Origin of the sequence: Rufibacter roseus (genome assembly GCF_001647285.1) — a bacterium.
Lineage (GTDB): Bacteria > Bacteroidota > Bacteroidia > Cytophagales > Hymenobacteraceae > Nibribacter > Nibribacter roseus.
This window is the reverse complement of the sequence record NZ_LRML01000006.1, coordinates 43,361-69,297: the sequence shown is the minus strand read 5'-3', so window position 1 is coordinate 69,297 and position 25,937 is coordinate 43,361. Positions and strand designations below refer to the sequence as shown.

The 25,937-nt window shown below is 44.0% G+C and carries 29 protein-coding genes; 20 read left to right on the top strand and 9 right to left on the bottom strand.

Annotated elements, in window-relative coordinates; genetic code table 11:
- Positions 1-160 precede the first annotated feature (160 nt).
- Both A8O23_RS10350 and A8O23_RS10345 read left to right on the top strand, forming a co-directional pair.
- The gene (locus tag A8O23_RS10350) at positions 161-1,495 is read left to right on the top strand and encodes an MATE family efflux transporter (protein WP_317039536.1); all 1,335 of its coding nucleotides are present in this window, start codon (positions 161-163) and stop codon (positions 1,493-1,495) included.
- Between the two features lie 65 nt (positions 1,496-1,560).
- Positions 1,561-2,139: a DUF922 domain-containing protein gene (locus A8O23_RS10345; RefSeq protein WP_066620640.1), complete on the top strand. Its 579-nt coding sequence runs from the start codon at positions 1,561-1,563 to the stop codon at positions 2,137-2,139.
- 191 nt (positions 2,140-2,330) lie between these two features.
- Here A8O23_RS10345 and A8O23_RS10340 read toward each other — a convergent pair whose 3' ends face one another.
- Positions 2,331-3,869, bottom strand: a complete 1,539-nt coding sequence (locus A8O23_RS10340) for an FAD-dependent oxidoreductase (RefSeq protein WP_066620637.1) — start codon at positions 3,867-3,869, stop codon at positions 2,331-2,333.
- Positions 3,870-4,003: 134 nt separating this feature from the next.
- Between A8O23_RS10340 and A8O23_RS10335 the strand changes: the two genes are divergently transcribed.
- Positions 4,004-4,342 (top strand): tRNA-binding protein, encoded by a 339-nt coding sequence (locus A8O23_RS10335; RefSeq protein WP_066621334.1) that lies wholly within the window; start codon positions 4,004-4,006, stop codon positions 4,340-4,342.
- Positions 4,343-4,418: 76 nt separating this feature from the next.
- Here A8O23_RS10335 and A8O23_RS10330 read toward each other — a convergent pair whose 3' ends face one another.
- Entirely contained in the window at positions 4,419-4,814 is a 396-nt protein-coding gene (locus tag A8O23_RS10330) for a DUF4296 domain-containing protein (RefSeq protein WP_161486720.1), read from the bottom strand.
- Between the two features lie 55 nt (positions 4,815-4,869).
- On the opposite strand from A8O23_RS10330, the gene A8O23_RS10325 reads away from it, so the two are divergent.
- The 6 genes from A8O23_RS10325 to A8O23_RS10300 all read left to right on the top strand — a co-directional run bounded on the left by A8O23_RS10325 (position 4,870) and on the right by A8O23_RS10300 (position 9,433).
- Positions 4,870-5,751 (top strand): DUF58 domain-containing protein, encoded by an 882-nt coding sequence (locus tag A8O23_RS10325; RefSeq protein ID WP_066620636.1) that lies wholly within the window; start codon positions 4,870-4,872, stop codon positions 5,749-5,751.
- A gap of 152 nt (positions 5,752-5,903) precedes the next feature.
- A complete protein-coding gene (locus A8O23_RS10320) occupies positions 5,904-6,830 on the top strand; it encodes a hypothetical protein (RefSeq protein ID WP_066620633.1) in 927 nt (308 codons plus the stop codon).
- Entirely contained in the window at positions 6,811-7,863 is a 1,053-nt protein-coding gene (locus A8O23_RS10315; protein WP_066620630.1) for a vWA domain-containing protein, read from the top strand. The genes A8O23_RS10320 and A8O23_RS10315 overlap by 20 nt, the downstream gene beginning before the upstream one ends.
- Before the next feature lie 71 nt (positions 7,864-7,934).
- Complete coding sequence (locus A8O23_RS10310) at positions 7,935-8,612, top strand: YggS family pyridoxal phosphate-dependent enzyme (RefSeq protein WP_066620628.1); 678 nt, start codon at positions 7,935-7,937, stop codon at positions 8,610-8,612.
- Positions 8,613-8,738: 126 nt separating this feature from the next.
- A complete protein-coding gene (locus A8O23_RS10305) occupies positions 8,739-9,056 on the top strand; it encodes a hypothetical protein (RefSeq protein WP_153042157.1) in 318 nt (105 codons plus the stop codon).
- Positions 9,053-9,433 carry a DUF423 domain-containing protein gene (locus tag A8O23_RS10300; RefSeq protein ID WP_066620625.1) on the top strand — a complete coding sequence of 127 codons (381 nt, stop codon included), beginning with the start codon at positions 9,053-9,055 and terminating at the stop codon, positions 9,431-9,433. Before A8O23_RS10305 ends, A8O23_RS10300 begins: the two co-directional genes overlap by 4 nt.
- Positions 9,434-9,560: 127 nt before the next feature.
- On the opposite strand, the gene A8O23_RS10295 is transcribed toward A8O23_RS10300, so the two are convergent.
- From A8O23_RS10295 to A8O23_RS10285, 3 genes are read right to left on the bottom strand one after another with little or no spacing between them, the layout of a single operon-like run.
- Positions 9,561-10,016 (bottom strand): DUF1573 domain-containing protein, encoded by a 456-nt coding sequence (locus tag A8O23_RS10295; RefSeq protein WP_066620620.1) that lies wholly within the window; start codon positions 10,014-10,016, stop codon positions 9,561-9,563.
- Between the two features lie 37 nt (positions 10,017-10,053).
- Entirely contained in the window at positions 10,054-11,481 is a 1,428-nt protein-coding gene (locus tag A8O23_RS10290) for an ATP-dependent DNA helicase (protein ID WP_066620614.1), read from the bottom strand.
- Positions 11,482-11,488: 7 nt separating this feature from the next.
- Complete coding sequence (locus A8O23_RS10285) at positions 11,489-11,872, bottom strand: PaaI family thioesterase (protein WP_317039535.1); 384 nt, start codon at positions 11,870-11,872, stop codon at positions 11,489-11,491.
- A gap of 104 nt (positions 11,873-11,976) precedes the next feature.
- Here A8O23_RS10285 and A8O23_RS10280 point away from each other — a divergent pair, with 104 nt between their 5' ends.
- Entirely contained in the window at positions 11,977-12,462 is a 486-nt protein-coding gene (locus A8O23_RS10280; protein ID WP_066620610.1) for an NUDIX domain-containing protein, read from the top strand.
- A gap of 85 nt (positions 12,463-12,547) precedes the next feature.
- On the opposite strand, the gene A8O23_RS10275 is transcribed toward A8O23_RS10280, so the two are convergent.
- Positions 12,548-13,483 (bottom strand): isoaspartyl peptidase/L-asparaginase family protein, encoded by a 936-nt coding sequence (locus A8O23_RS10275; protein WP_066620607.1) that lies wholly within the window; start codon positions 13,481-13,483, stop codon positions 12,548-12,550.
- A gap of 179 nt (positions 13,484-13,662) precedes the next feature.
- Here A8O23_RS10275 and A8O23_RS10270 point away from each other — a divergent pair, with 179 nt between their 5' ends.
- From A8O23_RS10270 to A8O23_RS10260, 3 genes are all read left to right on the top strand, one after another.
- Positions 13,663-14,046, top strand: coding sequence for a DUF3127 domain-containing protein (locus A8O23_RS10270; RefSeq protein WP_066620599.1), 384 nt, complete (start codon positions 13,663-13,665; stop codon positions 14,044-14,046).
- A gap of 112 nt (positions 14,047-14,158) precedes the next feature.
- Entirely contained in the window at positions 14,159-15,049 is an 891-nt protein-coding gene (locus A8O23_RS10265) for an SDR family oxidoreductase (protein WP_082882990.1), read from the top strand.
- Positions 15,050-15,062: 13 nt separating this feature from the next.
- Positions 15,063-15,701 carry an AlbA family DNA-binding domain-containing protein gene (locus tag A8O23_RS10260; protein WP_239693380.1) on the top strand — a complete coding sequence of 213 codons (639 nt, stop codon included), beginning with the start codon at positions 15,063-15,065 and terminating at the stop codon, positions 15,699-15,701.
- Between the two features lie 151 nt (positions 15,702-15,852).
- Here the strand turns inward: A8O23_RS10260 and A8O23_RS10255 are convergent, their stop codons facing one another.
- On the bottom strand, positions 15,853-16,368 hold the full coding sequence (locus A8O23_RS10255) for a toxin-antitoxin system YwqK family antitoxin (RefSeq protein ID WP_066620593.1): 516 nt from the start codon (positions 16,366-16,368) through the stop codon (positions 15,853-15,855).
- A gap of 160 nt (positions 16,369-16,528) precedes the next feature.
- Here A8O23_RS10255 and A8O23_RS10250 point away from each other — a divergent pair, with 160 nt between their 5' ends.
- A complete protein-coding gene (locus A8O23_RS10250; RefSeq protein ID WP_082882989.1) occupies positions 16,529-17,905 on the top strand; it encodes a PhoH family protein in 1,377 nt (458 codons plus the stop codon).
- A 139-nt stretch (positions 17,906-18,044) separates the two neighbouring features.
- Here A8O23_RS10250 and A8O23_RS10245 read toward each other — a convergent pair whose 3' ends face one another.
- Positions 18,045-18,569: a DinB family protein gene (locus tag A8O23_RS10245; protein ID WP_066620590.1), complete on the bottom strand. Its 525-nt coding sequence runs from the start codon at positions 18,567-18,569 to the stop codon at positions 18,045-18,047.
- A 210-nt stretch (positions 18,570-18,779) separates the two neighbouring features.
- Here A8O23_RS10245 and A8O23_RS10240 point away from each other — a divergent pair, with 210 nt between their 5' ends.
- The 3 genes from A8O23_RS10240 (at position 18,780) to A8O23_RS10230 (ending at position 21,460) form a co-directional block, all read left to right on the top strand.
- Positions 18,780-19,814 (top strand): LLM class flavin-dependent oxidoreductase, encoded by a 1,035-nt coding sequence (locus A8O23_RS10240; protein ID WP_066620587.1) that lies wholly within the window; start codon positions 18,780-18,782, stop codon positions 19,812-19,814.
- A gap of 97 nt (positions 19,815-19,911) precedes the next feature.
- Positions 19,912-20,502 (top strand): hypothetical protein, encoded by a 591-nt coding sequence (locus A8O23_RS10235; RefSeq protein ID WP_153042156.1) that lies wholly within the window; start codon positions 19,912-19,914, stop codon positions 20,500-20,502.
- A gap of 247 nt (positions 20,503-20,749) precedes the next feature.
- Entirely contained in the window at positions 20,750-21,460 is a 711-nt protein-coding gene (locus tag A8O23_RS10230) for a hypothetical protein (RefSeq protein ID WP_066620582.1), read from the top strand.
- 11 nt (positions 21,461-21,471) lie between these two features.
- Here A8O23_RS10230 and A8O23_RS10225 read toward each other — a convergent pair whose 3' ends face one another.
- On the bottom strand, positions 21,472-22,983 hold the full coding sequence (locus A8O23_RS10225) for a hypothetical protein (protein ID WP_066620579.1): 1,512 nt from the start codon (positions 22,981-22,983) through the stop codon (positions 21,472-21,474).
- Between the two features lie 194 nt (positions 22,984-23,177).
- Between A8O23_RS10225 and A8O23_RS10220 the strand changes: the two genes are divergently transcribed.
- The 3 genes from A8O23_RS10220 to A8O23_RS10210 all read left to right on the top strand — a co-directional run bounded on the left by A8O23_RS10220 (position 23,178) and on the right by A8O23_RS10210 (position 25,931).
- Positions 23,178-23,897 (top strand): hypothetical protein, encoded by a 720-nt coding sequence (locus A8O23_RS10220; protein WP_066620577.1) that lies wholly within the window; start codon positions 23,178-23,180, stop codon positions 23,895-23,897.
- Between the two features lie 114 nt (positions 23,898-24,011).
- Entirely contained in the window at positions 24,012-24,593 is a 582-nt protein-coding gene (locus A8O23_RS10215) for a hypothetical protein (RefSeq protein ID WP_066620574.1), read from the top strand.
- A 279-nt stretch (positions 24,594-24,872) separates the two neighbouring features.
- Positions 24,873-25,931, top strand: coding sequence for a serine hydrolase domain-containing protein (locus A8O23_RS10210; protein ID WP_066620571.1), 1,059 nt, complete (start codon positions 24,873-24,875; stop codon positions 25,929-25,931).
- Positions 25,932-25,937: the final 6 nt, after the last annotated feature.

Sequence of the window (25,937 nt, the reverse complement as noted above, 5' to 3'; positions counted from 1 at the left end):
AGTAGCTAATCTTTGTTAACTAGTGTTTTAGATCTGTTTTCGGTAAAACGGGCCTAAAACAACTACATTTTTATACTCTAAAATTTAGTCAAGACATCACCATGGAGAGAGACAAAATAGGCGTAGCTTTGCGGCCTCATTTTATCTTTTTATTGCCGCTGTGATTTTCTCCTCCGTATACCGTCAACACTATAAACACACCTTCTGGTTAGCTTATCCTGTGGTTCTAAGCCAACTGGGTCATATATTGGTTAGTGTGGCCGACAGTATCATGGCAGGAAGAATTGGTACCCCGCAATTGGCTGCGGCTTCTTTAGGTAACAGTATATTCACCATTGTTTTAGTTTTTGGTTTAGGCATTTCATTCAGCATCACGCCAATGGTAGCCCGCGCCGATGGCCGGAAGAACCATACCCGCATTGCCTTGATTTTACTCAACGGAGTTGTGCTCAATACCTTAATTGGAGTACTTCTGTTTCTACTGTTCTATGGCCTATCCCCACTCATCAGGCATCTTGACCAGCCAGAGCATGTGGTTAAGCTTGCCATTCCTTATGTGAATGTGCTGTTCTTATCTATGGTACCCTTAATGGTGTTCCAGGCTTTTAAGCAGTTTGCAGAAGGTCTTTCGCTTACAAAGGAATCCATGTACATTTCCATCTTTGCTAACGTCTTCAATGTAGGTTTGAACTACGTGCTCATTTTTGGCAAGCTAGGTTTTCCGGCCATGGGCTTAATTGGCGCCGCTTGGTCCACCCTCGTATCCAGAATTCTGATGGCCGTTTTGATGGGCGGATTTGTGATATTCTTCCCCCGCTTTAAGCGTTACCGGAACTACCTGAAAAAACAGAGTTTATCATGGGCGCACATGTACCGGATGTTTAAAATAGGAATGCCTATTTCCCTGCAGATGATCTTTGAAATGGGTGCCTTTAGCTTCTCTGCCATTATGATTGGTTGGTTAGGGGCTACAGATCTGGCCGCACACCAAATAGCTCTGAATGTGGCGTCTGTTACCTACATGATGGCGAGTGGTATATCAGCGGCAGCCACCATACGGGTGGGAAAGCTTAGGGGATCTGGTGATTTGGTAGCGGTACATATTGCCGGCTACAGTAGTCTGGTGATGGGAGCTTTATTTATGGCCGGCAGTGCTTTGGTAATTATACTTGCCAAAGATCTAATTCCCTTGATATATGTAGAAGACCCAGCCGTGCAGGCATTAGCAGCCCAACTGCTGGTGATTGCAGCTATTTTTCAGCTATCTGATGGAGTGCAGGTGGTGGGCTTAGGTGCTCTCAGAGGTTTGGAAGATGTAAAAGTACCTAGTATGATATCACTTTTCTCTTACTGGTTTCTTGCGTTACCCATAGGGTACACCTTGGGATTTTGGGCTGGTTTAGGGGCTACAGGAGTATGGTTGGGGCTTTTTACCGGTCTTACCGTGGCGGCCTTGCTTCTTTTTTTCCGCTTCAGAAAATTTGTTCCTGCATAATTTTTTGTAAATTAATAGCTGTCAAAGAAACTCCTTTTGGTTAGAAGTGTGTTACCCGAATAGCTATGTCACTATCCTTTATAACCCTCTGGTTTAGCGTACTCTTTCTTGGTCCGCTCCCGGAAGCTGAGCCCAAATCTGTTACAATTGAAATTCCGGCTGTAGCCGTGAAATCTTCTGCCTTCATACCCTGGAGTGTGCAGAAAAAACTGACATGGGAAGACTTTTCCGGTGAACCGTCGCCTGAAAACCACCACCACGCCCTCACTTCCACTAATATGGAAATGAAAGCGAAGTGGGAAAACAATCAGCTTAAATTTAAGGTTGATGCCGTCTTTAATCCTGCAGAATCGTGGACGAGAAACAGGAATTCCTCTGCATTGCTGGCCCACGAACAACTTCATTTTGATTTGACAGAACTTCACGCCCGTATGTTGCGCAAAAAATTGTCTGAGGTTGCTGCTCAAGGCGGCCGCGGCTCTATTAACTTAAATAAGTTTGCGAATCAAGCCTTCGAGAACTGGCACAAGGAGCAAGAGCAGTATGATCACGAGTGCCGGCACGGGTTAAATAAAGAAAAGCAACAAGAATGGATTGACTCTGTTGAAGCCCGTTTGCTTGAGTTAGCAGAATATGCCAGCTAAAGGTGGCCAGTTACCAGTTATCAGTAAACAGTGATAGTTTGCAGTAGCCTCTGTTTCAAAAATATTATATCAAAAAAGAAAGAGCCGCATATTTTATGCGGCTCTTTCTTTTTTGGCTTGATTTAAATTTCTTTATAAACTACTACTCGTATTGATTCACTAGTCACTATTTACTGCTTACTGTTTACTGCTTACTGTTTCTCAAGGTCTTTTGAGGCTGGACCAAACACTACTATCCCGAAAGGATCAAATCGTGAGCCGTGACAAGGGCAGTCCCAAGAGTTCTCCGAATGGTTCCACTGCACAATACAGCCCATGTGCGTGCAAACGGCAGAGCATTCATGGCGCTTCCCTTCGGCATCACAGTAAACCGCTACTTTACTCAGTCCTTTTTGTACAACGGCACCTGTGCCAGGTGTGATGCTCTCATCTTCTTTACCAGCAGGTTTCACCCAATCCAGATATTGGCCCGCCACGTTCAGGTTTTCTTTTAAATATTCTTTGGCAGATTCTGAGGCAAATGTGACACGGCCGGGGTCGTAAAGCTTCTCCCACGGATTTACTCTGCCACAGATCAAGTCACTGATCAAAATACCGGCTATGGTACCGTGTGTCATGCCATGGCCAGAATCACCGGTAGCAATGTAGGTGTTCTTGCTGTTATTTGGGTTGCGGCCAATAAATCCTATAAAGTCAACGGGCTCCATCACCTGACCAGACCACCTGAACACCACCTCCTGTGCCATCGGAAACTTCTTCCTAGTCCATTCTTCTAAACAATCATATCGCTCATTTTCATCTCCAGAGGCCTGCCCTGTTTTGTGATCTTCACCGCCCACTATCAATACCTCTGATTCGTTTTCCTCCTCTCCTGCCACTGAGGCCAACCTCACATAATGGTATGGATCAGAATCATCCCAATAAAGAGCGGCCGGAACACTTCCTTTAGGCACCTTTACTCCTACTACGTAGGTTCTATATGGCGCTTGTTTGGTATGCATGGTCACAAAATCATTGACAGGCGTATTCGTGCAGACCACCAAATGGTTGGCGGTCACTTGGTGTCCGGCATCTGTTGTGACACTGGCTACTACTCCTGAATCAAAGCTCTTGACATGGCTGTTTGTAAAGATCTGCCCCCCGTGGTCAAGTACATAACGAGCCAATGAACTCACATACTTGGTGGGGTGAAACTGACCTTGATCTGGAAATACCAGGCAAGGCCCGTCGCTTATATTCAGAAGAGGACACTGCTTCAATTTCACCACTTCCTTCAGTCCCAGCTCATGACAAGCCTGTAGTTCCTGGTCTAACTGATCTTCCGTGTCTGTAGCCCCTAAGAAAAGGTAACCGGGTAAACGCATGAAGTCACAATCAATGTCTTCATCTTCTATAATTTGCTCAATTCTTTTTATTGCATCTCTGTGGCTTTCATATGCTAATAGGGCGTTGGCTTTACCTAAAGTTTTGATAAGCGTATGGAAACGATCATCTAAGGCCCATGATAAATGGGCAGTGGTACGTCCTGTTTCACCACCGCATATTTCCCCGGCGTCTAACACTACCACTCTTTTACCTTCTTTGGCTAAAAGATAGGCAGTGGTCATGCCAGCAATTCCCGCGCCTACAATACATACATCAGTGGTGATGCTTTCGGTTAGGGGTTGTGTAGCAGGAAGACTAACGCCAGGCTGCCAAACCGACAAGGTGGTTCCGGTATTGTTTTTCATAGCTGTCTGCGGGAAGAATTAAAATTACTATATATAGTTTTGCTTTAATTCTGTACGCAACAACAGGGGCTAAGTTTCTAATGACCTTGCCTGTGCTTTTTCAAGCCCTTATATTGGCTATAAAAAAAACTAGTATGGAACAGACGATTAGCTGGGAACAGTTTATGCAGGTGGAGCTTCGTTCAGGCACAATCATAAAGGCAGAGGAGTTTCCGGAAGCCCGTAAACCGGCTTATAAGCTTTGGGTTGACTTAGGAGAATTAGGAATAAAAAAGTCAAGCGCACAAATCACCAAACGCTACACGTTAGAAGAGGTAGTGGGGCAACAGGTTATCTGTGTCACTAATTTTCCGGTGAAACAGATTGGCCCCTGGCGGTCTGAGGTATTGGTCACCGGTTTTGAAGACGAAGAAAAGAATATAGTATTGGCTCAGCCACAGGCCAAAGTACCTAATGGACAAAGACTCCTGTAGCTGCCAAACTAGACTTTTTAAATCTGTTTTGAGCCTGTTTTATAGAATTTAAGGCTAAAACAGGATTTCGAAAGCCCTACTGACCTTGCGTAAATCCAGGAGCCACTGGTTTGGGTTGCGCTACAGTATCTTTTCCGGTCATTTTAGCTTCTTTCAGGCTGAGGCTGTCTAAGATCCGTTCATATATTTTGTCCATAATGTCCGGATGCTGAACATAATAGTCATAACTGTACTTGAAGGAACTATCAGTAAGGCCATGCTTTTTCAACAGATCCTTATGCGCCTTCTGGTAAACCATCCGTGAGGTGTCTACATGATGGTATGTGCGGTTCACAATAGCTTCTGTCAAATGAATGTCCAGCATCAGGCTGGTCATGGCATCTTCAGAAACTACATCGGCAGGTTTATCATCTTTAGGGCCGCAGGCCAACAGCACCACTGGCATAAAAAGCAGGCACAAATGTTTTCTCACGCGGTTGTCGGTAAGTTTAGGTAATTTTAAGACGCAGCACAAACCTACAGGAGGCATGAAAGACTTAGTCAGGAAGCTACGAAAATACGAGATACAGATAAGAAAGGCAATTGACTCCCAAATGCAGGGCGATTTTAAGTCTGTCTTCAAAAGCTCAGGTCTTGAGTTTGATGATGTGCGGGCGTACCAGTACGGAGATGATGTTCGTTCTATAGACTGGAACGTAACAGCCAAAGGCCATGGCACATTTGTCAAGACATACCGCGAGGAAAAAGAGCAAAATGTTTTCCTGCTTTTAGATGTCAGTAGCTCACAGGAATTGGGGGTGCCGGGTGCTCAAAAAATGGACATCGGCAAAGAGATTTCGGGCATTTTGGCTCTGGCAGCGTTGAAGCAAGGAAGCCAGATTGGCATGATTTGCTTTAGCAACGTGAAAGAACGTTACCTAAAGCCTGGCAAGGGGAATGAACATGCCTATGCCTTGATCAAAGCATTAGCCGAGCTACAGCCTCAATCTACTAAAACAGACATTGGAGCTGGAATAAGACTTGCCCTAAATGTGGTGAAACGCAAAAGCATTATCATTCTTATCTCAGATTTCATTGACCTGAATTATGAGCGGGAATTAACCATGATTGCCAAAAAACACGACCTTATTGTCTTGCAACTCATAGACAAACGCGAAATGGAATTTCCTAAGCTCGGCATCATTCCGTTGCTGGACAAAGAAACCGGAAAAACCATCTGGATGAATACTTCTTCCAAAGCTTTCAGGTCAAGATACCTTGCCCCCTACGCCCAGAACCAGGAAAAACTATCTAAAATTTGCCGCCAATACCAAGCCGATTTTTTACCGATTCTTACAGACCAAGATTACGTTCCACAGTTGGTAAACCTTTTCAGGTCACGAAACAAAACCATGAAGCGTAGTGCTTAACTTTGTTCTATATAGCAAAAAAAGAAATTCACGTTTTTAACCTGTTTTCCTTAAAATACGCCAAAAAACGAACCGTCTAACATTTACAGTAAGGCTGTAACTAAAACAATATAACTAAAAGTATACCAGTGCTTTTAGTTGAAAATAAAATATTGAAAAACCTGCTAAAGTCGTTCATCATTACCCTATTGCTGCTATTGCCAGTTCTTGGATGGGCACAACTGCCTAGCGTACGGCTGGAGGGGTACTTTCTGCGCGATTCTGTGGAACTGGGGCAAGCGGTGAAATACGTGCTGTTGTCTCGGCATGCTCCTCAGGCCGAAGTTGTGTTTCCCGATACAACGTTCAAGTTTGATCCCTTTGAGTTAATCCGAAAAGACTTTTTTACCACCCGCACCGTCAAAGGAGTGAGTACAGACAGCACCGTGTATACCCTTCGAACGTTTAAGTTACAACCCGTACAACAACTGCAGTTAAAGGTCCGCCTGTTTCTGTATGGAGACACCCTTGAGTTGCATACCAAACCAGACTCCGTTTTTCTCATACAGAATGTGGCACAGGTAGAGGACCCTCTTGAGCTACAAGCTGTCACGCCGCTACAACCGGTGCCTGAGCAGTTTAATTATCTGTACTGGGGTTTGGGCATTGTAGCCGCATCAGTACTAATTGGAGGTATTTGGGGAATTTTCGGTAAAAGCATTAACACCAGGTATAAACTGTACGTGCTCCAAAAAGACCAGGCGCAGTTTCAGAACAGATTCCAGACCGTACAAGACCGCTTTAGAAGGCTCAAAACGCTGGAACACCTTGAAAGAGCTATAACGCTTTGGAAAAATTATCTCACAAAACTGGAGGATGAAGAAATCAGCTCCTTCACCACCAAAGAAATTACCTCTTTCTACCAGGAAGACGAGCGGGTAAGTAACTCGCTCAGGATTTGTGACCGGGCAATTTATGGAAACATCATTTCAGACGATGAAACTGAGGTGGCCAATGCTTTAAGCCAGTTGGCAGAATTTGCCGCATCACGATACCTCATCATTCACGATTCTTTGCGAAATGTGGCAAGCACCCGCTGATTTTTCTTGGCTCAACCTCAACTGGTTCTCCTGGCGCACCTGGCAATCTTTTGACTGGGCCAATCCGGGGTTTTTATATGTGCTGTTGGCAGTGCCATTTATATTTCTACTCCGTTGGCTTTTACACTTGCGCTTACGGAATAAAATGGATGTAGCCCTGTTTGAAGGAAATGCCAACTGGCATTGGACCAGCATGCTGCGTTACCTGCCAGACATTGTGTTTGGTCTGTTCCTTATGCTGGTAATAGTGGCTTTGGCCCGCCCCCAGCGCACAAATGAAACCATAGAACTATCCGCCGAGGGCATTGACATTGTACTGGCATTGGATGTGTCTGGCTCTATGGAGCTCACCGACTTTAGTCCAAACAGGTTAGAGGCAGCAAAGCGCGTAGCCTTAGATTTTGTGGATGGCCGTGTGCAGGATAGAATTGGGGTAGTAATATTTGCCGGTAAATCATATTCACTTGCGCCGCTTACAACCGATTATGAACTGGTGCGGGAAAGCATACGAAACATAAAATTCGGAATGATACCGGAAGAAGGAACTGCCATTGGAAGTGCACTGGCAGTTTCTATAAACCGGCTCCGTGATTCTGATTCAAAATCTAAAGTGGTGATATTGATCAGTGACGGAGAAAACACGGCCGGCAGCTTAGACCCTGAACTAGCGGCAGAGTTAGCCAATGCCTTTCAGCTGAAAGTGTACAGCATTGGCATTGGCAAAGACGTGACAATTCAGCTACCCAATGATTCTACCGGTGGCAAGCCCATTACGGTTCAAACTGGTTTGGAAGAGAAAACACTTCGGCAGCTGGCAAGCATCACGAACGGTCAATTTTTCCGTGCGCAAGATGCCGGTGCTCTTTCACAGGTTTTTCAGCGCATAGACACTTTAGAGAAAACCGAAGTAAAAGAAGCCCGCTACCGTGATACGCATGATTTCTACCAGGTGTACTTGCGCTGGGCAATTATGCTGCTCCTGCTGTGGCTGTTGCTTAAAAACACATTTTTTACAAATGCGTTGGAAGATTAAAGCAGTGAACAGTAATTAGCAATCAATTAGCAGTGACAGTTTTTTAAACATTAACCTCCCTCAAAAGAAGAATGTCCATCAAAGAAAGCATACTTAATTTCCAGGAAAAGCTAAAAGGTACCTCGTGCCAACTCATAGCTGTATCTAAAACTCACCCAGTAGAGTTGATAAGAGAAGCGTATGAGGCTGGGCAACGTGCTTTTGGCGAAAACAAAGTACAGGAAATGGTGGCAAAGCAACCAGAGCTTCCAGCCGATGTACAATGGCATTTAATAGGCCACCTGCAAACTAACAAGGTAAAATACATTGCTCCGTTTGTTCACCTCATTCAATCTATTGATAGCCTGAAACTATTGAAAGAAGTAAATAAACAGGCTCAGAAAAACGAACGTGTCATAGATTGTTTACTGCAATTTTTCATAGCCGAGGAAGAATCAAAGTTTGGCCTTTCCCTTGAAGAAGCCCAAGAAATGCTTCGCTCTGAAGAGTATAGGGCATTGGAAAACGTGCGTATTTGCGGCGTTATGGGCGTAGCTACTTTTACCGAAGATCAAGCACAGCTAAAAAAAGAGTTCAGCACCCTGCGGGGGTATTTCAAGACCATTCAAGAAGAGTTCTTTCACGGAGCCCCTCATTTCAAGGAGATTTCAATGGGGATGAGTTCTGATTATGAACTGGCAATTGCGGAAGGCAGCACTATGGTTAGGGTGGGCAGTGCTATCTTTGGGAACCGAAATTACCAAAAATAATAAACTTGTGAGCAGTACATGAAGAACAGGCACTGGGTTTCAGCATTGGTAGGGCTGCTTCTGGGTTTGTCGGTCCCGTTTCAGGAGCTTTTGTTTAATGCTATACACTACTATTTTCAGCTGCCCATGTCTAATCCATATACTGGCTGGACTTACTTCATCTTGTTTTTAATGTCTACGCCCGTTACGGTTGCCCTTACAAGGTATTATGATCTGTTTCCTATTGTTACCTTTGACGCATTGCTGATAACAGGTATCATCACACACTTTGCTTTTGTGCTACCCCCCTTCTTATACAGTTCCTTTATCTTCGCAAATGCCAAAGATTTTGGTGCCGGTTCTTTCGGTGCAATAGTAGGCATAGGTATTGTAACATGTTTTGCAGCAGCTGCGTTACAAGCTGTCTTTATTGAAAAATTCTTTACTAAAAAACTGACCCAATGAGTGCAAAGACAATATTGATTATAGGAGCTTTATTAAGTGGTTTAGGTGTTATGATTGGTGCCTTTGGGGCGCACGGATTACAGAAGATGCTAGAGGCCACCGGTCGTACCGCTACCTTTGAAACTGCCGTGAAATACCAGATGTACCATGCTTTGGGGATTTTACTTATTGGCGTATTAATGTACCAGTTCCCGCAAGCAACAGGTCTAAAGCTATCTGGTCTATTCTTTTTGATTGGTATTACAATTTTCTCAGGCTCGCTCTATATCCTTTGCCTTACTGGGGTGAGGTGGATGGGCGCCATAACTCCTATTGGGGGGCTATTCATGATTGGCGGCTGGCTCTATTTAGCGTGGGTGCTGGCAAAAAATCTATAACTATAGTGGCAGCGGTTTACCACTGCCTTTGCTAACTAGTTTGAGCTAAAAGAGAAAGCCATCTTGATTAAACTTCAAGATGGCTTTCTCTTTTAAAGCTATTTTTTCAAAATAAGCCCCAAAACAGCTATTGCGCTGCTTTGATATTAGTCACAATCATGACTTGAGTGCTCCCCTGTACGGCATTTGATTCTACAGTTATGACTTTATTCTGCTGACCTCTCTTGCCGGCGCTGTTAAAACGTGCCGTAATGGAAGCAGACTCGCCAGGCATTACTGGTTCTTTTGGGTAATTGGTGGCAGTGCAACCGCAGGTGGTGCGCACATTAGCGATAACAAGTGGCAGTGTACCATTGTTTACAAAACGGAAAGTATGTTCTACCACATCGCCAGGTTTAATATCGCCAAAGTCGTGTTTCTGCTCTTCAAATAAAATAGAAGCTCCCTCTACTCTTGGCAATACCGCTGCTGTATCGGTTGCGTAAGTGGTAACAGGTGCCGTAGAAGCATTATCTGCGGTTTGGGCCATGGCTGCTGAGCCTGATACTATAAGGAACACTGCTCCTAATACTAATCTTTTCATTTGAATTCAGGTGGGGTAATTATGGTAAACGCACAGGTTAATATTCATCCAGAGCCGGAGCATTTTCCAGCAACTTGGCATTAAAGTTAACTAAAAAAAGCTCTTCTGAGGCACGCGTAGTGGCAGTATATAGCCACCTGGCAAACTCTGGGCCCACCATCTCATCTGTCAGGTAGCCATGGTCAACAAAAACGGCAGGCCACTGCCCACCCTGTGCTTTGTGGCAGGTAAGTGCGTAGGCAAATTTTACTTGCAGCGCATTTAAGTATTTGTCTTGCCGCATTTCAAGTGTGCGTTGCCTTTTGCTCTTGATATGCTGATAATCAACCAGCACCTGCTGGTACAGCTCACGGTTTTTGTCAGCAGGCAAGGCCGGAGACTCAGAATAGAGCGTGTCCAGCATAATTTTAGTGTCCAACTCCTCTTCATCTGGATAGTCCACAAACCTGATGCGAACATCAGCGAATCTCAGACCGTACATTTCTTCGTACCGGATGATCTTGGTGATCTCCACGAAGTCACCATTGGCCATAAACCCGATGCTAGATTCTTTAGGCAGCCAGGTGTAGTTGTTCCGTACAATCATGAGGTAATCGCCAACCCCTATTTCATCTTCGTTGGCTAAAATCTGCCGCCTGATGTGCTGGTTGTACAGGTTCGCGTTCTTATTGCTTCTGCAAATGACTGTTGTATTGTCTATTCCGAACTTGTCATAAGCGTACCGCAACCCGTCTTCCAGCTTGTCTCCTTTCATGTGGTAGATGTCGCGGAAGCCTTTGGTACGGAAAGAAAGGTGCGGGTCCTTTTTTACCAACTCGTTCCGTAGGCGGGTGGCGTTCATTAAAATTCCGGATTCCTCGGCCTGCCGCATCACCTGCTTAAGCTCCATTTCATGTACCTGACATTTAAAGTTGCTTTGCAAATAAGCGGCATCTAAAGACGGACTGATGGATTGATTTACCGGCGGAAGCTGCGCAGTGTCTCCTATGAGCAGCAGTTTGTTGCTCGGTTGCTCAAACACGTAAGACATCAGATCCTGCAACAGGCCATTGTCACCAAAGGCTTTGTCATCAGAGATCATAGAAGCCTCGTCTACAATGTAGAGGTAGTTTTCGCTCTTATTGGGCTGCCGCGCAAAAGCAAGACCCTCGGCATACGGATTAGCTGTTTGCTTGTATATTTTCTTATGAATGGTGGAAGCCTGTCGGCCGGCATAGGTGGCCATGACCTTGGCAGCTCTGCCGGTTGGGGCCAGCAGCACATATTTATATCCGTAGTTCCGCAAGATCTTGGTGAGGGCACTCACAACGGTAGTTTTTCCGGTACCGGCAAAACCTTTGAGCATGAATACTTCCTTCAGTCCGGTTTTGCGCATGATAAATTGATCCAGCTTCTGAAAAAGCAACGCTTGGTCAGGGGTGGGGTCAAAAGGGAAATGCTGCCTTAGCGCGTCTGCTGGGCTCATAGTAAAATCAGGATTTAGCGGCGGAGGCCTGTATAGTAGCCATGGTGGAAGAGGCTTTGGCAATCAAGGTTTTCTGGCCCTGCTCATCTATACTAAAGATTTCAGCCTCGCAAAAGTTCAACATTTTTCCTTGTTTCATCACCCATCCTTTCACAAACAACTCCACTCCAACCCCAGGGTTCAGATAAGACACCCGAAGGTCAGCAGTGACAACGTGCTGATCTGCAGGCACCAGGCTGACGGCGGCAAAACCCATAACTATATCGGCCAGCGTAGCGGTCACCCCTCCGTGCACAAAGCCTTTATGCTGTTTGTGCTTCTCCTCCAGCTTTAACCTTCCTTCAATGAAGCCTTCTTCAATGGTTTCTATTTCAAAACCCAACAAATGCATGTAAAATTGCCGCTGAAGTTTTTCTTTTACCGTATTTCTAAACTGAGGATTATAACTCTTGATCATTTGGCAAAAGTACAGCCATTTGGTCTGCGCTACAACCTATGGAGAACATACATCCGCTAGCGGAATCATATAGTTTCAAAACCAGAGTAAGAGTCTGCGGACTTCTAGTACAAGACAACAAGCTGTTGCTGGCTCGACATAAAGCCGCTTTCGGTAATGGATACTTCTGGATGCCCCCCGGGGGCGGTCTGGATTACGGTGAAAAAGTAAAAGATTGCCTGCGGCGGGAGTTTAAAGAAGAAACAGGTCTTGAAGTGGAAGTAGGGCGGTTTCTCTATATCAATGAATTTCTGCGGGAGCCCCTGCATGCCATTGAGATATTTTTTGAGGTAAAACTGGTACAGGGCGACCTTGCTTTAGGCATTGACCCTGAACATGCCCCTGACGCGCAGCTGCTGGAAGAAGTAAAGTTTTTGACCACAAGAGAAATTTTTCAATTTCACCGAGAAGAGCTGCACCCAATTCTGCACGCGGTTGTCAACTTTGATGACTTGTTTATACCAAGGCATCAGTTTGTGGATTAGTACAGCTGTCAATATTTGATAAAGAAGCTGTACCAGAAGAATGTTTTGGAGCTGTTTTTCAAAAAACAACTCCAAAACAGCCCTATTAGTCGTTGTAAATACCCACTAACGGCTCCTGCCCTTCCACCCAGCAAGCACGGTACATTCCCTCTGAGTTGAACGGCATGGCTACTTCTCCTTTTGGTGATACAGCTATCAATCCCCCTTCCCCTCCATGGTTTTTAAGCTTTTGGTTTACCACCAACTCTGCCGCCTCCCTTAAAGTCATTCCTTTGTACTCGATCAAACAGGAGACATCGTAGGCCACTACGTGGCGGATAAAATACTCCCCATGACCTGTACAAGAAACGGCGCAGGTTCTGTTATTGGCATAAGTTCCGGCCCCAATGACTGGGCTATCACCAATACGGTTGTAGTTCTTATTTGTCATACCTCCCGTTGAAGTGGCGGCCGCCAAGTCTCCTTGTTTGTCTACCGATACAGCCCCCACAGTACCGAACTTTTTCTCCTGGGTATGGTCGAGCATAAACACGTCAGAATCTCTGAGCATTTGCCACTGCTCATAGCGGTGCTGGCTGAAGAAATATTCATCCGGTTCAAAAGTAAGGCCTCTGCTGCGGGCAAACTCTTCGGCTCCGGCATGGCTCAGAAACACATGATCAGAATGATGTAACACCTGACTGGCCAACTGAATAGGATTGCGTACATTTTGAACTCCTGCCACCGCTCCTGCAGCTAACTGACGCCCATCCATAATGGCGGCATCCATTTCATGGAGGCCCCGCTTATTGAAAACCGAGCCGTGCCCTGCATTGAACAAAGGGCAATCTTCTAACACCACCACTGCCGCCTCCACGGCTGCCAAAGACGTGCCACCTGCCTTAAGTATTTCATAGCCAATGTTCAGTGCCTGCCGCAGCATTGCCCTGTACTCAAGATCCATTTCAGCCGATAAAGAATCTCTGGTAATGGTGCCAGCCCCGCCATGAATGGCCAGGGCAAAAGGAGTGTTTTTTTCCATAGTAGATCGTGATGGGTGAAAAGATACAGGTTCTATAACGTGTGCAAAAACTGCAAACACTACCCTGTTCCGTCTGGTACCGGTGGATAAATTTAAGTGCCGCCAGTGGAATTTTAAACCTGTGTTCTTTGTATATTTGTATGAGTTTACTTTACTAATAATTACTAAATTTATCACCTATGTCTTTTGATGTTCAAGGAAGATTGCACGAAATTTTTGACGAAACCCAAGTGAGTGAAAAATTCCGCAAACGTGAGTTCGTGTTAGAGATTCCGGACGGTTCTTATACGCAGTATGCCAAGTTTCAGCTTACTCAGGACAAGTGCAGTATACTAGACAATTATAAAACTGGCGATGAAGTAAAAGTAGCCTTTAACCTGAGCGGCAAGCCGTTCACTAAAAATGGCACTACTATGTACTTCACCAACCTACAGGCCTGGAGATTAGAGCATGCTAACAGCGGTGCACAGCCTCAGCAGGGCGGAAATGGCGGATATGCACAGCAGCCAGTTAAGTCCAGCTCCTTCATCAGCGATGACATGGACAATGACCTTCCGTTCTAATTCATCCCAGTTCGGTTTATATTAAAATGCGGCTCCTACGGGGCCGCATTTCTTTTTTTAAAGCACTTACAGGTAAATAATTAGAGGCAGCTAAAACAGCAGAGTTTGCGTAATGAGGGTATCTGTAGCCGAAGACTTATACGCATACATGACAGACAAGCCTGACAGAAAAGTTGTAGTGATCACAGGAGCCAGTTCTGGTATTGGCAAAGCCACCGCAGAAGCCTTGGCGAAACAGGGAGTCATGATAGCCATGGTGTGCCGTAATAAAGAACGCGGTGAAAAGGCCATTTCTAAAATTAAAGAAAAAACTCCGGAGGCACAGCTGAGACTGCACCTGGCAGATTTGTCTCTGATGGAAGAGGTTAGAACTCTTGCCAAAGAATTGAATGACAATTACCCTGTGATTGATGTGCTCATCAATAATGCAGGCATGATACCGGGCAAGCAATACATTACCATTGAAGGTTGGGAACAGAGCTGGGCCACTAATCATCTGGCGCCTTTTCTACTGACAAATTTACTCATGGGACCTTTATTGGCGGCAGAGCAAGGTCGGGTGATCAATGTTTCTTCTGAGGCACACCGGCTGGGGCAGCTGGACTTTGACAACGCGGGTAAACCTAAAAACTATAGCGCTATTACCTCCTACGCAGACTCTAAACTGGCTAACATTCTGTTTACTTACGAATTAGCCCGCCGTACCGAATTCACTAATTTAACGATCAACTGCCTGCACCCAGGCGTGGTAGCCACTAACTTCGGCAATTCCAGTAATCTTCTCATCAGATCCATGATGAAAGTAGGGCGGCTGTTCATGAAGTCCCCAAGAGAAGGCGCTAAAACATCTGTTTTTCTGGCTTCTTCCCCATCCGTGAAAAGTATTAGTGGAAAATATTTCAAGAACAGTGTTCCAGTAAAATCTTCTGCCGATTCATACAATACCCACACTGCCCTGCGCCTTTGGAAACTGAGCGAAGAACAAACCGGTTATCAGAACTAGAAAAGTATCTTCTGTGAAAACTAACCACATGCTGGAACTGCAACTGCTGATACTTCAAGGGGAAGGAGAAACTCTGGAGTTCAAGCAGAAAATAACGCACGCTGACCGTATTGCCCGCACCCTGGTTTCCTTTGCCAATACCCGGGGTGGTCAGATATTGGTGGGTGTAAAAGACAATGGCTCCATTTCTGGTGTTGACCCCGAGGAGGAAAAATATACCCTTGAAAAAGCGATAACTTTTTTCTGTGACCCTCCGGTGAAGGTGAGGTATGAGGAGATAGACACGGAAGACGGTACTATCTTGAAAGTGATCATACCGGAAAGTGCCACCAAGCCACATGTAGCTAAATTGAAAGATAATGACTGGCGCAGCTACATCAGGGTAAAAGATGAAAGTGTGCAGACAAGCAAATTGGTGGAGAAATCTTTAACGCTTGAACCAGAACCTGAAGAAGAAAAGCCCCTACCAGACCCTCAGCAATTGCGGATTCTACTTCTGCTACAAAAGCACCAAAAGCTGACTGTAAAACAGTTTATGCACTACGCCAACCTTTCAAAACGCCGCGCCCAGCGCCTACTGGTTGAACTGGTGCTGCAAGGCGTTGTGCGGATGCATGACAAGGAAAAAGAACCTTATTATACGCTAAGCTAATTCTATCTGGAAAGTAAATCTGTTTTTGACGTGTTTTCTGAAAATGAAAGTAAAAACGGAGTTGGTATTTACCTTACAATGCTTCTTTTAACAACACTCCTGCTGCTCATGGCAACATTTGGTTGTAAAATCAGAGGTAGATTTCGTCAGATCATTTCCTGGCGCTAGTTGTCTTTTCTTCAGGCATGATAGGTTTTTCACTTGTGGCCGTACCTTTTACGTAGGTTTTGCTGCCAATATAGTTACCGTTCTCGTCATAGAACTTCCATTCGCCGTCCCAGTAGTAATTCCAGATCCCTTTGTTTCCTTCAAACTGGTAAGCAACTCCTTTGTGCGATACCTTTCCGTTGGGGTGATAATAAGTGGTTATGACTTCCTTTTTCTTCGGCTTGAATTTCTCTTTAAAATAGAGTTTGCCTTCTGGGGAATAGGTTTTCCAGCGGCCCCACTCCTTCCCGTGCTTATAGCGCCCCTTTACCTGCAAAACTTCAGGATTATCGTGCTGAAAGGTTCGCCACTTTCCATGCCTCAGCTCATTTTTATCTACCTTATTCCATGACCATGGCCACACAATGGCATGTGCCTCTAAATTGCCCAGCAGAAGCAAAAGACAAACGGCAGTAGCTTTAAAACCCAAAGCCACAGCAGAATAAGATGACGCTTTCATAAAATTACTTTTTAACTAAAACATTAGTTGAAGTAACGAAATAATTAAATCAATGTCAACTTCTTGTGCAGATAAGCTGAATTTAATAACCTGCATTGCCCGTTCTTCCGTTAAGAACAGTATTGAGAACCTTCTGTGTTATGTACTTAACTAATAGCCTGTGAAGCAACCTTCTAAGCCTCGTAAAAAAGCCAGCTCATCTGTAAAGGAAAATTTAAAAACCAGAAAAGCTTTTGTGTTAGACACCTCTGTCATTCTCTACGACCACAGTGCTGTAGAGCATTTCGGGGAGCATGATGTAGCAATACCTATCACGGTACTAGAGGAGCTGGACAACTTCAAAAAAGGAAACGACATCAAGAATTTTGAGGCGCGGGAATTCATACGGTTTATAGATGCCCTGTCAACAGAACATATGCTGCAGAATTGGATTCCTTTGCAAGGAACTAACAAAGGGCGCTTCAAAGTACTCATGAGCCAAAGCATAGCTGTTGACGCCGAGAAAATCTTCAGCGACAACAAAGCAGACCATAAAATTCTGAACGCTACGCTGGGGTTACAGCAGGAAATGCCTGACCACAAAGTCATATTGGTTACCAAAGACATTAACCTGAGGCTGAAGGCAAGAGCTTTAAATCTGGCTGCTGAGGATTATGAGACCGGTAAAATACAGAATGTCACAAACCTTTACCGCGGCAACGACATCATAGAAGATTTTCCGCAGGAAGTAATCACGCGCTTGTACGAGGATGGTTATTGTCCGGCTGAAGAGGCTTTGCCTAACCCTCCCTCAGATAACCACTACTTTATCTTGCGCAATCATAAAGTTTCTGCCTTAGCGTATTACAACCCGCAAGAAAAGGTACTGGAACGGGTAGACAAAATTACGGCCGTGGGTATAAAACCGCGGAACGCAGAGCAGACATTTGCGCTGCACGCCATTCTGCACCAAGATATCAAACTCGTTTCTATACAAGGAGTGGCCGGAACAGGTAAAACGTTGTTGGCCTTGGCGGGTGCACTTGAGCAGCGGGAAACATACCATCAGATTTACCTGGCCCGTCCTATTGTTCCTTTGAGCAACCGCGACCTTGGCTTCTTACCAGGCGACGCCAACTCGAAAATAGGTCCTTACATGGAGCCATTGTGGGATAATCTTAAGTTTATTCAGAACCAGTTTCCTGACCACAGCCGCGAGAGCAACCGGATAAAAGAAATGGTGGAAGATGATAGGTTAGTTATTACTCCGTTGGCTTACATCAGGGGCCGAAGCTTGTCTAACATCATTTTTATTGTGGATGAAGCTCAGAACCTGACGCCGCACGAGATTAAGACCATTATTTCCCGCGCCGGCGAAAACACAAAAATCATTTTCACAGGTGACATTTACCAAATAGATACGCCTTACCTTGACAGCCAAAGTAATGGTTTATCTTACCTGATAGATAAGGTAAAAAATCATCCGCTGTATGCCCATATCACTCTGCAAAAAGGGGAACGCTCTGAACTGGCCAATCTAGCCAATGAGCTGCTTTAGGTGATAATGTAATGTTATTAGTGGCCAGTGTGTTTTATAGTGGGTATCATGTTTTCAAACTGTTTTTACAAAAAGAGGTCTAAAACGTGTTACTACAGATTCTGATCACTGGCTACTAATTACAACTTACAGTTACCGGCTATATCTTTACTAGATAGCGCTCTTTTAAAATGTTCAGGTGGTGGCGCTCATGTCCCGCTATAATAAAGGCTAATGCCGCTACTGATACCGGGCTACCATTGGCATTACCTATTCGGCTAAATGTTTCTTCAGATAAAGTATTGAAGAAAAAGACAGAGTTTGCCCTGATAACAGCATGTTCCTCTAAAAGACTGCTCAAGGTACGGTCTTTAAAATTTGAATTTGCTACGTAGGTGTTTTCGTCAAAACCAGGCAATGGCTGATTTTCACCACGGGCAACACATAAGGCTCTGTAGGCCATTATTTTTTCTGTATCATTCATGTGCCCCAGTAACTCTTTAATAGACCATTTGCCTGGCTCATAGGCAAAGTCAGCATCGCCCTCAGTAACTCTTCCTAACAGTTGAACCACTTCCTGTTGCTGCTTCTGTAGAAGATCCAGCACATCAGTATCATTGGTAAATAACTGAAGATATGGTTCGTAATATGGATTATATTCTCCGGGCTGAGGTTTTTGAATCATGGTGCAAGAGTGTAGAAATTTTTACAAGTAACTTAAGTTGCGGAACACTTGCAAACCCAGTTGCCACACTTGTGTTGGCAAATACCTTCAGGTTGATATCATACCCCGACAAAACTACTTACGGCTCTTCTACCCTAGACATGTATTTTCAATGCACAAACTTTCACAGAAGTTCTAAGTAAAAATCAAAAGATGTAGTAACATTGAACTATGGAAATAGGAATCACTTCTTTTGTTGAAAATACCCCAGACCCAACCACCGGCAAATTACTTTCTCCGCAGGAGCGGATGAGAAATTTGATGGAGGAAATTGAGCTGGCAGATCAGGTAGGCCTTGATGTTTTTTCCATTGGCGAACACCATAGGCCAGATTTTATAGTTTCGTCACCGGCGGTAGTTCTGGCAGCGGCGGCTGTTAAAACCAAACAGATAAAGCTTTCCAGCGGGGTTACTGTACTCAGTTCTGATGACCCAGTGCGTGTTTTTCAGGATTTTGCCCACGTAGATCTTCTATCAAACGGCAGAGCAGAAATTATGGCTGGCCGAGGATCTTTTATTGAGTCTTTTCCGCTCTTTGGGTATGACCTGCAAGACTACAATACTCTTTTCGCTGAGAAACTGGAGCTACTGTTAAAAATTAATGAGAGCGAGAAAGTAAACTGGAGTGGTAAACATAGAGCCTCAATCAATGATTTGGGAGTTTACCCGCGGCCTGCTCAACAAGAGTTGCCAATTTGGGTGGCAGTAGGCGGCACACCAGAATCGGTGGTCAGGGCGGCTTCTAAGGGTTTGCCCATGGCTTTGGCCATTATAGGTGGCATGCCTGAAAGGTTTGTTCCCTTCACTAACCTCTACAAAGAAGTTTCCCAAAAAGCGGGACACGACGCAGACAAAATGCAGCTCGCCATCAATTCTCACGGTTTTATTGCCGATGATTCACAGAAAGCCGCAGACCAGTACTATGGTTCTTATGCTTACCTCATGAGCAAAATTGGACAGGAGCGCGGGTGGTCTGGCATGAACCGCGAACAGTACGAGCAAATGAGAGCGCCTGAAGGTTCTTTGTTGGTAGGCAGCCCACAACAGGTAATAGATAAGATTCTATGGCAGTACGAGTTATTTGGCAATACCCGCTTTTTGCTGCACATTAGCGTTGGCACCTTACCACATGCGCAGGTTTTACGCGCTATTGAATTACTTGGTACAGTAGTGGCACCTGCCGTAAAGAAAGCACTACAGAAATAGTTATTGGTAAAGTAGGAACAGACTATTGTATTCTCCTTTTCTAATTCGGAGGGTTTAGGTAATTTTTATAAATCTACATTGTTGTTATATGGTATTTATGAAAAATAGAATCTTTACATTCTTAATTGTCATAATCACCTCTTGCAATACTTTTGAGGAGGGCAGACCCTTGAAAGGAATTTTTGGGACACTAGAAAAAGGAGGTGTCAAAGAAAGGGACATTAAATTGATTGTTTTACCTACTGACTCTGGACACTATTACTTGACAGATGATAGGAAAATAATAAAAGAATTAGTTCATGGGTTTTCTGTAAAGCAAGACAGAGAGTGTTTGAAGTTACTTGAGGAAAGGCAAAACTGGTCGGAATTCTCTCTGGAGCCAATTCCTCATAAAGAATTTTTTTTACAAGGAGATATAATTTTCAAGACTAAAGACCAAGAAAGACTATCACTTATTGGGTTCTTCTACTGCAAGGGCTCCAAAACAAACTCGCAGGACTTTACTAACAGAATGTCTAGAGCTGAAAGAATAGACACCTCATTTCAAGAGAGAGAAGCCAACAAGTTCCTTGCATTTTTGGCAGAGAGTAAAGATTTAAAATTGAGGAAGAAGTTCAGTAGAGTAAATGACAGCATTGTAGATATCAGCTATTATAGAATAAAGAAAACACCATATAACAACAGCTAAGCGCCCGTCTCGGCCGACGGCCTCCGCCGTCGTTTAGCCAAACCGATATAAAAAGACCAGAGAATAGAAAATAGATTTTTTCAAATATCTGGGGCTGGAGTTCTTATTGTGTTCCTGTTTTTGGGCTATTTTCCTGAAAATAGGCTTAAAACAGCAATCGCTACACCACTGTAGCTGAATATAGCTTCAGCTTGCACCAAAGAATTTAATGTAACCGAGCTTTTTCTTAAACTACTTATAGAAGTCAATGAAGTTCCTTCTAAAATTTTGTTTGCCTATTTTGGCTTTAGGCGCCTGTACGTCTTCCCATCACACAAATTCTACTTCCTCTGGAGTTTATCAGGCGGCTGGGGTACAGGAGAATAACATCACCCAGTCTTTGTTTCAAGATAAGGATGCCACCATATCAGAGGAGAACATACAGAGAATCATGAACGGCACTTACAGCCTGCCAAATAAATTAAGGGTGGCCCTGGTAAAGCTGGAAAATTCAAAACAGAGGCACTACTATTGGAACGATGAAGATTACCTCAAAACCCAGCAGGCTTATGTAGATTTATTTAGCGAGCAGTTGCTGATTTCTGGAAGAGTTACAAAAAACAATACCATTCCTGATTTACTGCTTCCCTCCTCTCCTGGTTTTACTACTATACGAGAGGCAGCCGTTCGCATGCAGGCCGATGTGGTCTTAGTCTTTACCATTACCAATGATGTTTACTCCCGGTACAAATTCCTGTCAAAAAATGACATCAAAGCTTTTGCCACCACACAGGCCGTATTGATTGATGTACGTACGGGTCTGGTACCTTTCTCTACCGTAGTGACAAGAGATTACCTGTCGCAAAAACAGGAGGAAGAGCTGAACCAGTCTGAGGCGGTTAGGCGAATTCAGAAAGAGGCGGTTTTACTAACTATACAGGAAATTGGTCAGCAGCTAAATGAGTATCTGGCACAATAAAACGTAAGTCTTTAACTACCCGCTAACTCAAGCAACACCTCATAATAAGATTTGTTTACCATTTTAGATTTTAGCCAGGCGTAGTAACTCATAGAGGGTAAATCTTCCTGCTCAGTTGGTTTAAACTGCAGAAGATCTTCTACCTGCTGCAAGAAAATCTTTCTGGATGCCACATCTGGCTGTAGGAAAAGGTGCTCCAACAATTGTAAAAAGCCTGAGGCATTGCTGTAAAATGGCTGCTCCAGCAAGTGCTGGTAATTCTTTTTTACAAGCTTAATTTGCTCCAGTGCTACATCGGGGTTTCCTATCTCATATTGAAGAATTAGCTCTCCTAATTTTTTCTTCAGTACCCACTCCTTGCCCATTACTTTCTCGCACCATTTGTCTGACTTGTTTATGAACAGCAAGGTGTTATTGGATTTTTGGAAAGAGCCCTGTGCGAAATAAAGAAAGCTTAAGCCTAGCCTTGCCGTCAGGAATTCACGGGGTGCCAATGGATTAGATTTTTTCTGCAGCAAATTCTCAAGTGCCTGTATTGCTTCAGGCAGACTGCGCATAAAGGCGTCGTTCGCCGATTTAAGAAATATACATTTTGTATAGAAAGCCCCGTAGTAACTTTTAGCTTCATTTTGCAGAGCATTCTGCAACTGTGCCAAATAATGATTAGACTGCTGAAACTTACGGTTGCGGTAAAGCACATGCGCAATCATGTACAGCAGGTGGACCTTGTAATATTGATTTGCTCTTGAAAATCCGTTTGCGTTGGCTGCCGCGAGGTATTGTTCTATGATGTAAGGTTCAAACGTATAGAAATCTTTGCGAGCCAATACTGCGCTTCTTGCTATTTGCATGAGTTTGTAGAGCAAAGAAGGCCTGCGGCTGATGGCATTCTGCAGGCCATAAGCCGACAACACTTCCTGTATGGTGCTTTCAAACTGCAGGTACCTACCATCAACCCTAGCTTGCTCCAGCCTTTTTTGAATGATGCTACTGGCAATGTTGGCCCGCTCATCTTCATCGGCTATGGCTTTATTCTCATTCCGCTTTTGAATGATCAAGTCCAGATCATCAGAGTAAGCACTGCCGGCCTTTTCTATCTGTAGGTTATAAACTGTATTCAATAGTTCATACTGTTCGTTTTGCTCAGCTGTCTTTTCTGCTTTGCGGAGCATGTTCCAAGCTAGCCGTTCTGCTTGGGCATCAAACAGATACCGGGCAAGCGACAACAGACCCATCACAGTGGAGCTTGCGGTGGGGTCTTCTGTGGTGCGCTTAAGCATGATAAAGTCCGTCAGGTGCTGCATCAGCCGTTTTCGCAGCGCGTAATAAGCCACCGTACTCTCCCCCTCTGGGTAAAGTTGCGCCATTAACTCCTGCGGTTTCCATCTCTTCTTCTGTAGCAATAGTTTAAACAGCTCATAGTCTTTCCGGACTTTCTTCTTTTTCTGCCGCTGGATGAAATAGGTAAACTCTCTCACATCTTCCGGAGAAAGGGTTTCAACAGTAGTTTTTAAATCATCCATGCGTTTGCTATGACTTTAGGTTTGATTAGATTTTCAAAAGTAATATTTTAAAGCTACAAACTATTGTATATCAATGTTTTATTATTATTTATTTAAATTACAAAAGTAAAGAATACGCAAAAATTAGATGTATATGCCTTCACAGCTTATCTACCTTTGGTCAACAACATTCACCTGATACACAACCACTTCATATGAAAACACTTCTACACACCCTGCTTCTTCTGATCTGCTGCCTTCAGGTAGTGGCTCAAGACATTATTGTAAAGCGGAACGCGGACGAAATCAATGCTAAGATTTTGGAAATAACGCCAGAAGTGGTCAAATATAAGCGGTTTGATTATTTAGATGGGCCTACCATTTCACTGGCAAAATCAGAAATTTTCATGATTAAATATGCCAATGGAACCAAGGAAGTTATAACTGCGGCCACTGCCCCTTCACAAAGACCAGCCTTAGCTAATCAATATCAGGAGCACCCCATGCAGCAGGTGATTAAACTGGCAGGGCCCAGGGTAGGATTCACACTTATAACTGGTGCGCAGGTACAGGAGGCTAGAGAAGAATACAACCTCTCCCCTTTTATAACCCAGTTTGGCTGGCAGTTTGAGACCCGCATTTTCACTACTTCTAATGGGTTGTCTGGCCTAGTAGAGTTTGTACCGCTTATTGGTGGCTTAGAGCAAGGAAAGTTTATACCCAGCTTGAATGGCATTATAGGATTGAGAGGTGCTAAGGGGTTTGAGTTTGGCATTGGGCCAAATCTGACACCAACCGGTGCCGGTTTGGCACTAGCCTTGGGTACTAATTTTCATACTGAAGGAATTAATTTCCCGGTTAATCTGGCGGTGGTACCAAGTAATTCAGGGGCACGTTTCAGTCTGCTGTTTGGTTTTAACTCCCGCAAATACTAGAGCAAACAGTAGCCTGCATTGGCCTTATATAGGATAGCCAAGTATTCAGTTTTCTTCTTTGCCACTAGTAATATCTCCATAGCAAATCTACTTCACCCCTATTAAAAAATCAGCATGAAAAGAATTTTACTTTTTTGGCTTCTTCTGCTTTTCACTGTTCATGTGCAGGCACAGGATCTTATCATCAAAAACACAGGCGAAGAAATAAAAGCAAAGGTGCTAGAAATCTCTATAACAGACATTTTGTATCAGCTTTCAGATTCCGCGGGGTCACCTACTTTTTCCATCACTAAAAATGAGGTGTTCATGATCAAATATGCCAATGGAGAAAAAGAATTAATAGCAGCAACTCCTGCCGAAGAAAACATGGATGCCCAGCCTTTGACACCTCAGCAAATGTATGAACTTGGGCGCAGAGACGCTAAAATCTATTACAAAGGCAATGGAGCCATGTGGGGCAGCGCTGTCTCAAGTATTTACACCATGTTACTGGGTCCGATTGTTATTGCCGCAGTTCCACCAAAAATTAAGCCTACTGAAGTTTCTGAACCTTTGCTGCTCAATGACTGGAACTACGTGAGGGGCTACAAAAAACAAGCACATAAAAGAAAAATAGGGAAAGCCGCCACAGGCACTGCTATTGGAGTTGCCACCATATTTATAGGCACTATCATCTTAGTCAGTAATCATAAATAAAAAGCGTTTATATCTAACATTCAATTCAATATACTTTTAAACATTTATATTAAATATCTTATTCTACTTGCTCCTGTTTTAGGGCTCTTTTTCTAAAAGCAGCCCTAAAACAGGAGCTTATTCATTTTATATCAGCGGTAATACAAATTCACCTCTGAAAAAAAACAGCTTACCAACCAGCTTTCACATTTCTGGTTTAAAAAATCAAGCTTTTGCATATTCAGACATATACTATGCAGAAGTTATTATTTTGCGACCGCAATTAGTAAATGTACGCCTATGGCCTGCCTCCTTAATGTATCAGCTTTAGATCAATTTATAGAATCAAATTTTACTTCTGGTGGGCCGGGTGCTGCTATTCTTTTGAAAGTAAACGACGAAACAGTATACCAGAAAACGGTAGGCTTAGCAAATGTGGAGAAACAGGAGCAAGTAACACCCCTTACTAATTTCAGGCTGGCCTCTGTCTCTAAGCAATTTACCGCCATGGGTATTGCATTGCTGGAGCAGAGAGGAAAATTAAATTTTCAGGACTCCCTTCTGAAGTTTTTCCCGGACTTTGGTGCAACAGGTGAAAGTTTAACCTTGCAGCATTTACTCAATCACACCTCAGGCCTTTTAGACTATGAAGCTTTTGTGTCAGAGACCAGAGAAGAGCAGGTCGCAGATCAGGAAGTGCTGCAGATAACCACAGGCCATACCCATACCTATTTCACCCCTGGTTCTGAATTCAGATACAGCAACACGGGTTATGTTTTGCTAGGTCTAATTATAGAGCAGGTATCAGGCAAGTCATTACAGAGTTTTCTGGAGGAAAACATCTTTCGCCCTCTGGGTATGTATTCTACTACTTTGTATGCACCAACTATACCTATTCCGCACAGGGCAATGGGGTATGCCCAAAATGATCTGGCTGAAACAGTATTTTCTGACCAAAGTACCTGCAGCGCTACAAAAGGCGACGGCTGCCTTTATACTTCCGTACAAGAATATGAACTGTGGCACGAGGCATTGAAAGAAAATCCACGGTTTGACCTTGAAACATTGCTAAGGAAATCGTCTGCTGTTATAAACAGCAATAGGAACTGGCACTACGGAATGGGGTGGTTCTTTTCTGAACGGCAAGACGGATCTCTTGAAATGTACCACACGGGCAACACGTGTGGTTTTAGCAATTTAGTTGTTAGATTACCGGCGCATGACCTTTTGCTTATCTGCCTAACCAATATCGCAAATAACCATTTGCTACTTCCTGACCTAGTGCAAAAGGTTTTAAAAACTACTTCTGTAGAACTAGCTTCAAATTTAATCTATGCTCTACCAGAACTTACACGCTAGCGCCTT

What these genes read in the sequence shown, in the direction of transcription:
- A8O23_RS10290 (WP_066620614.1), bottom strand. Translation starts at nt 11,481, where the DNA reads ATGAGCCCAGCAGACGCGCTAAGGCAGCATTTCCCTTTTGACCCCACC.
- A8O23_RS10255 (WP_066620593.1), bottom strand. Translation starts at nt 16,368, where the DNA reads ATGAAAGCGTCATCTTATTCTGCTGTGGCTTTGGGTTTTAAAGCTACT.
- A8O23_RS10240 (WP_066620587.1), top strand. Translation starts at nt 18,780, where the DNA reads ATGGAAATAGGAATCACTTCTTTTGTTGAAAATACCCCAGACCCAACC.
- A8O23_RS10305 (WP_153042157.1), top strand. Translation starts at nt 8,739, where the DNA reads ATGTCTAATCCATATACTGGCTGGACTTACTTCATCTTGTTTTTAATG.
- A8O23_RS10230 (WP_066620582.1), top strand. Translation starts at nt 20,750, where the DNA reads ATGAAGTTCCTTCTAAAATTTTGTTTGCCTATTTTGGCTTTAGGCGCC.
- A8O23_RS10285 (WP_317039535.1), bottom strand. Translation starts at nt 11,872, where the DNA reads ATGCATTTGTTGGGTTTTGAAATAGAAACCATTGAAGAAGGCTTCATT.
- A8O23_RS10325 (WP_066620636.1), top strand. Translation starts at nt 4,870, where the DNA reads ATGAAAGACTTAGTCAGGAAGCTACGAAAATACGAGATACAGATAAGA.
- A8O23_RS10235 (WP_153042156.1), top strand. Translation starts at nt 19,912, where the DNA reads ATGAAAAATAGAATCTTTACATTCTTAATTGTCATAATCACCTCTTGC.
- A8O23_RS10210 (WP_066620571.1), top strand. Translation starts at nt 24,873, where the DNA reads ATGGCCTGCCTCCTTAATGTATCAGCTTTAGATCAATTTATAGAATCA.
- A8O23_RS10225 (WP_066620579.1), bottom strand. Translation starts at nt 22,983, where the DNA reads ATGGATGATTTAAAAACTACTGTTGAAACCCTTTCTCCGGAAGATGTG.
- A8O23_RS10245 (WP_066620590.1), bottom strand. Translation starts at nt 18,569, where the DNA reads ATGATTCAAAAACCTCAGCCCGGAGAATATAATCCATATTACGAACCA.
- A8O23_RS10275 (WP_066620607.1), bottom strand. Translation starts at nt 13,483, where the DNA reads ATGGAAAAAAACACTCCTTTTGCCCTGGCCATTCATGGCGGGGCTGGC.
- A8O23_RS10280 (WP_066620610.1), top strand. Translation starts at nt 11,977, where the DNA reads ATGGAGAACATACATCCGCTAGCGGAATCATATAGTTTCAAAACCAGA.
- A8O23_RS10345 (WP_066620640.1), top strand. Translation starts at nt 1,561, where the DNA reads ATGTCACTATCCTTTATAACCCTCTGGTTTAGCGTACTCTTTCTTGGT.
- A8O23_RS10215 (WP_066620574.1), top strand. Translation starts at nt 24,012, where the DNA reads ATGAAAAGAATTTTACTTTTTTGGCTTCTTCTGCTTTTCACTGTTCAT.
- A8O23_RS10340 (WP_066620637.1), bottom strand. Translation starts at nt 3,869, where the DNA reads ATGAAAAACAATACCGGAACCACCTTGTCGGTTTGGCAGCCTGGCGTT.
- A8O23_RS10265 (WP_082882990.1), top strand. Translation starts at nt 14,159, where the DNA reads ATGAGGGTATCTGTAGCCGAAGACTTATACGCATACATGACAGACAAG.
- A8O23_RS10220 (WP_066620577.1), top strand. Translation starts at nt 23,178, where the DNA reads ATGAAAACACTTCTACACACCCTGCTTCTTCTGATCTGCTGCCTTCAG.
- A8O23_RS10310 (WP_066620628.1), top strand. Translation starts at nt 7,935, where the DNA reads ATGTCCATCAAAGAAAGCATACTTAATTTCCAGGAAAAGCTAAAAGGT.
- A8O23_RS10270 (WP_066620599.1), top strand. Translation starts at nt 13,663, where the DNA reads ATGTCTTTTGATGTTCAAGGAAGATTGCACGAAATTTTTGACGAAACC.
- A8O23_RS10315 (WP_066620630.1), top strand. Translation starts at nt 6,811, where the DNA reads ATGTGGCAAGCACCCGCTGATTTTTCTTGGCTCAACCTCAACTGGTTC.
- A8O23_RS10295 (WP_066620620.1), bottom strand. Translation starts at nt 10,016, where the DNA reads ATGAAAAGATTAGTATTAGGAGCAGTGTTCCTTATAGTATCAGGCTCA.
- A8O23_RS10335 (WP_066621334.1), top strand. Translation starts at nt 4,004, where the DNA reads ATGGAACAGACGATTAGCTGGGAACAGTTTATGCAGGTGGAGCTTCGT.
- A8O23_RS10300 (WP_066620625.1), top strand. Translation starts at nt 9,053, where the DNA reads ATGAGTGCAAAGACAATATTGATTATAGGAGCTTTATTAAGTGGTTTA.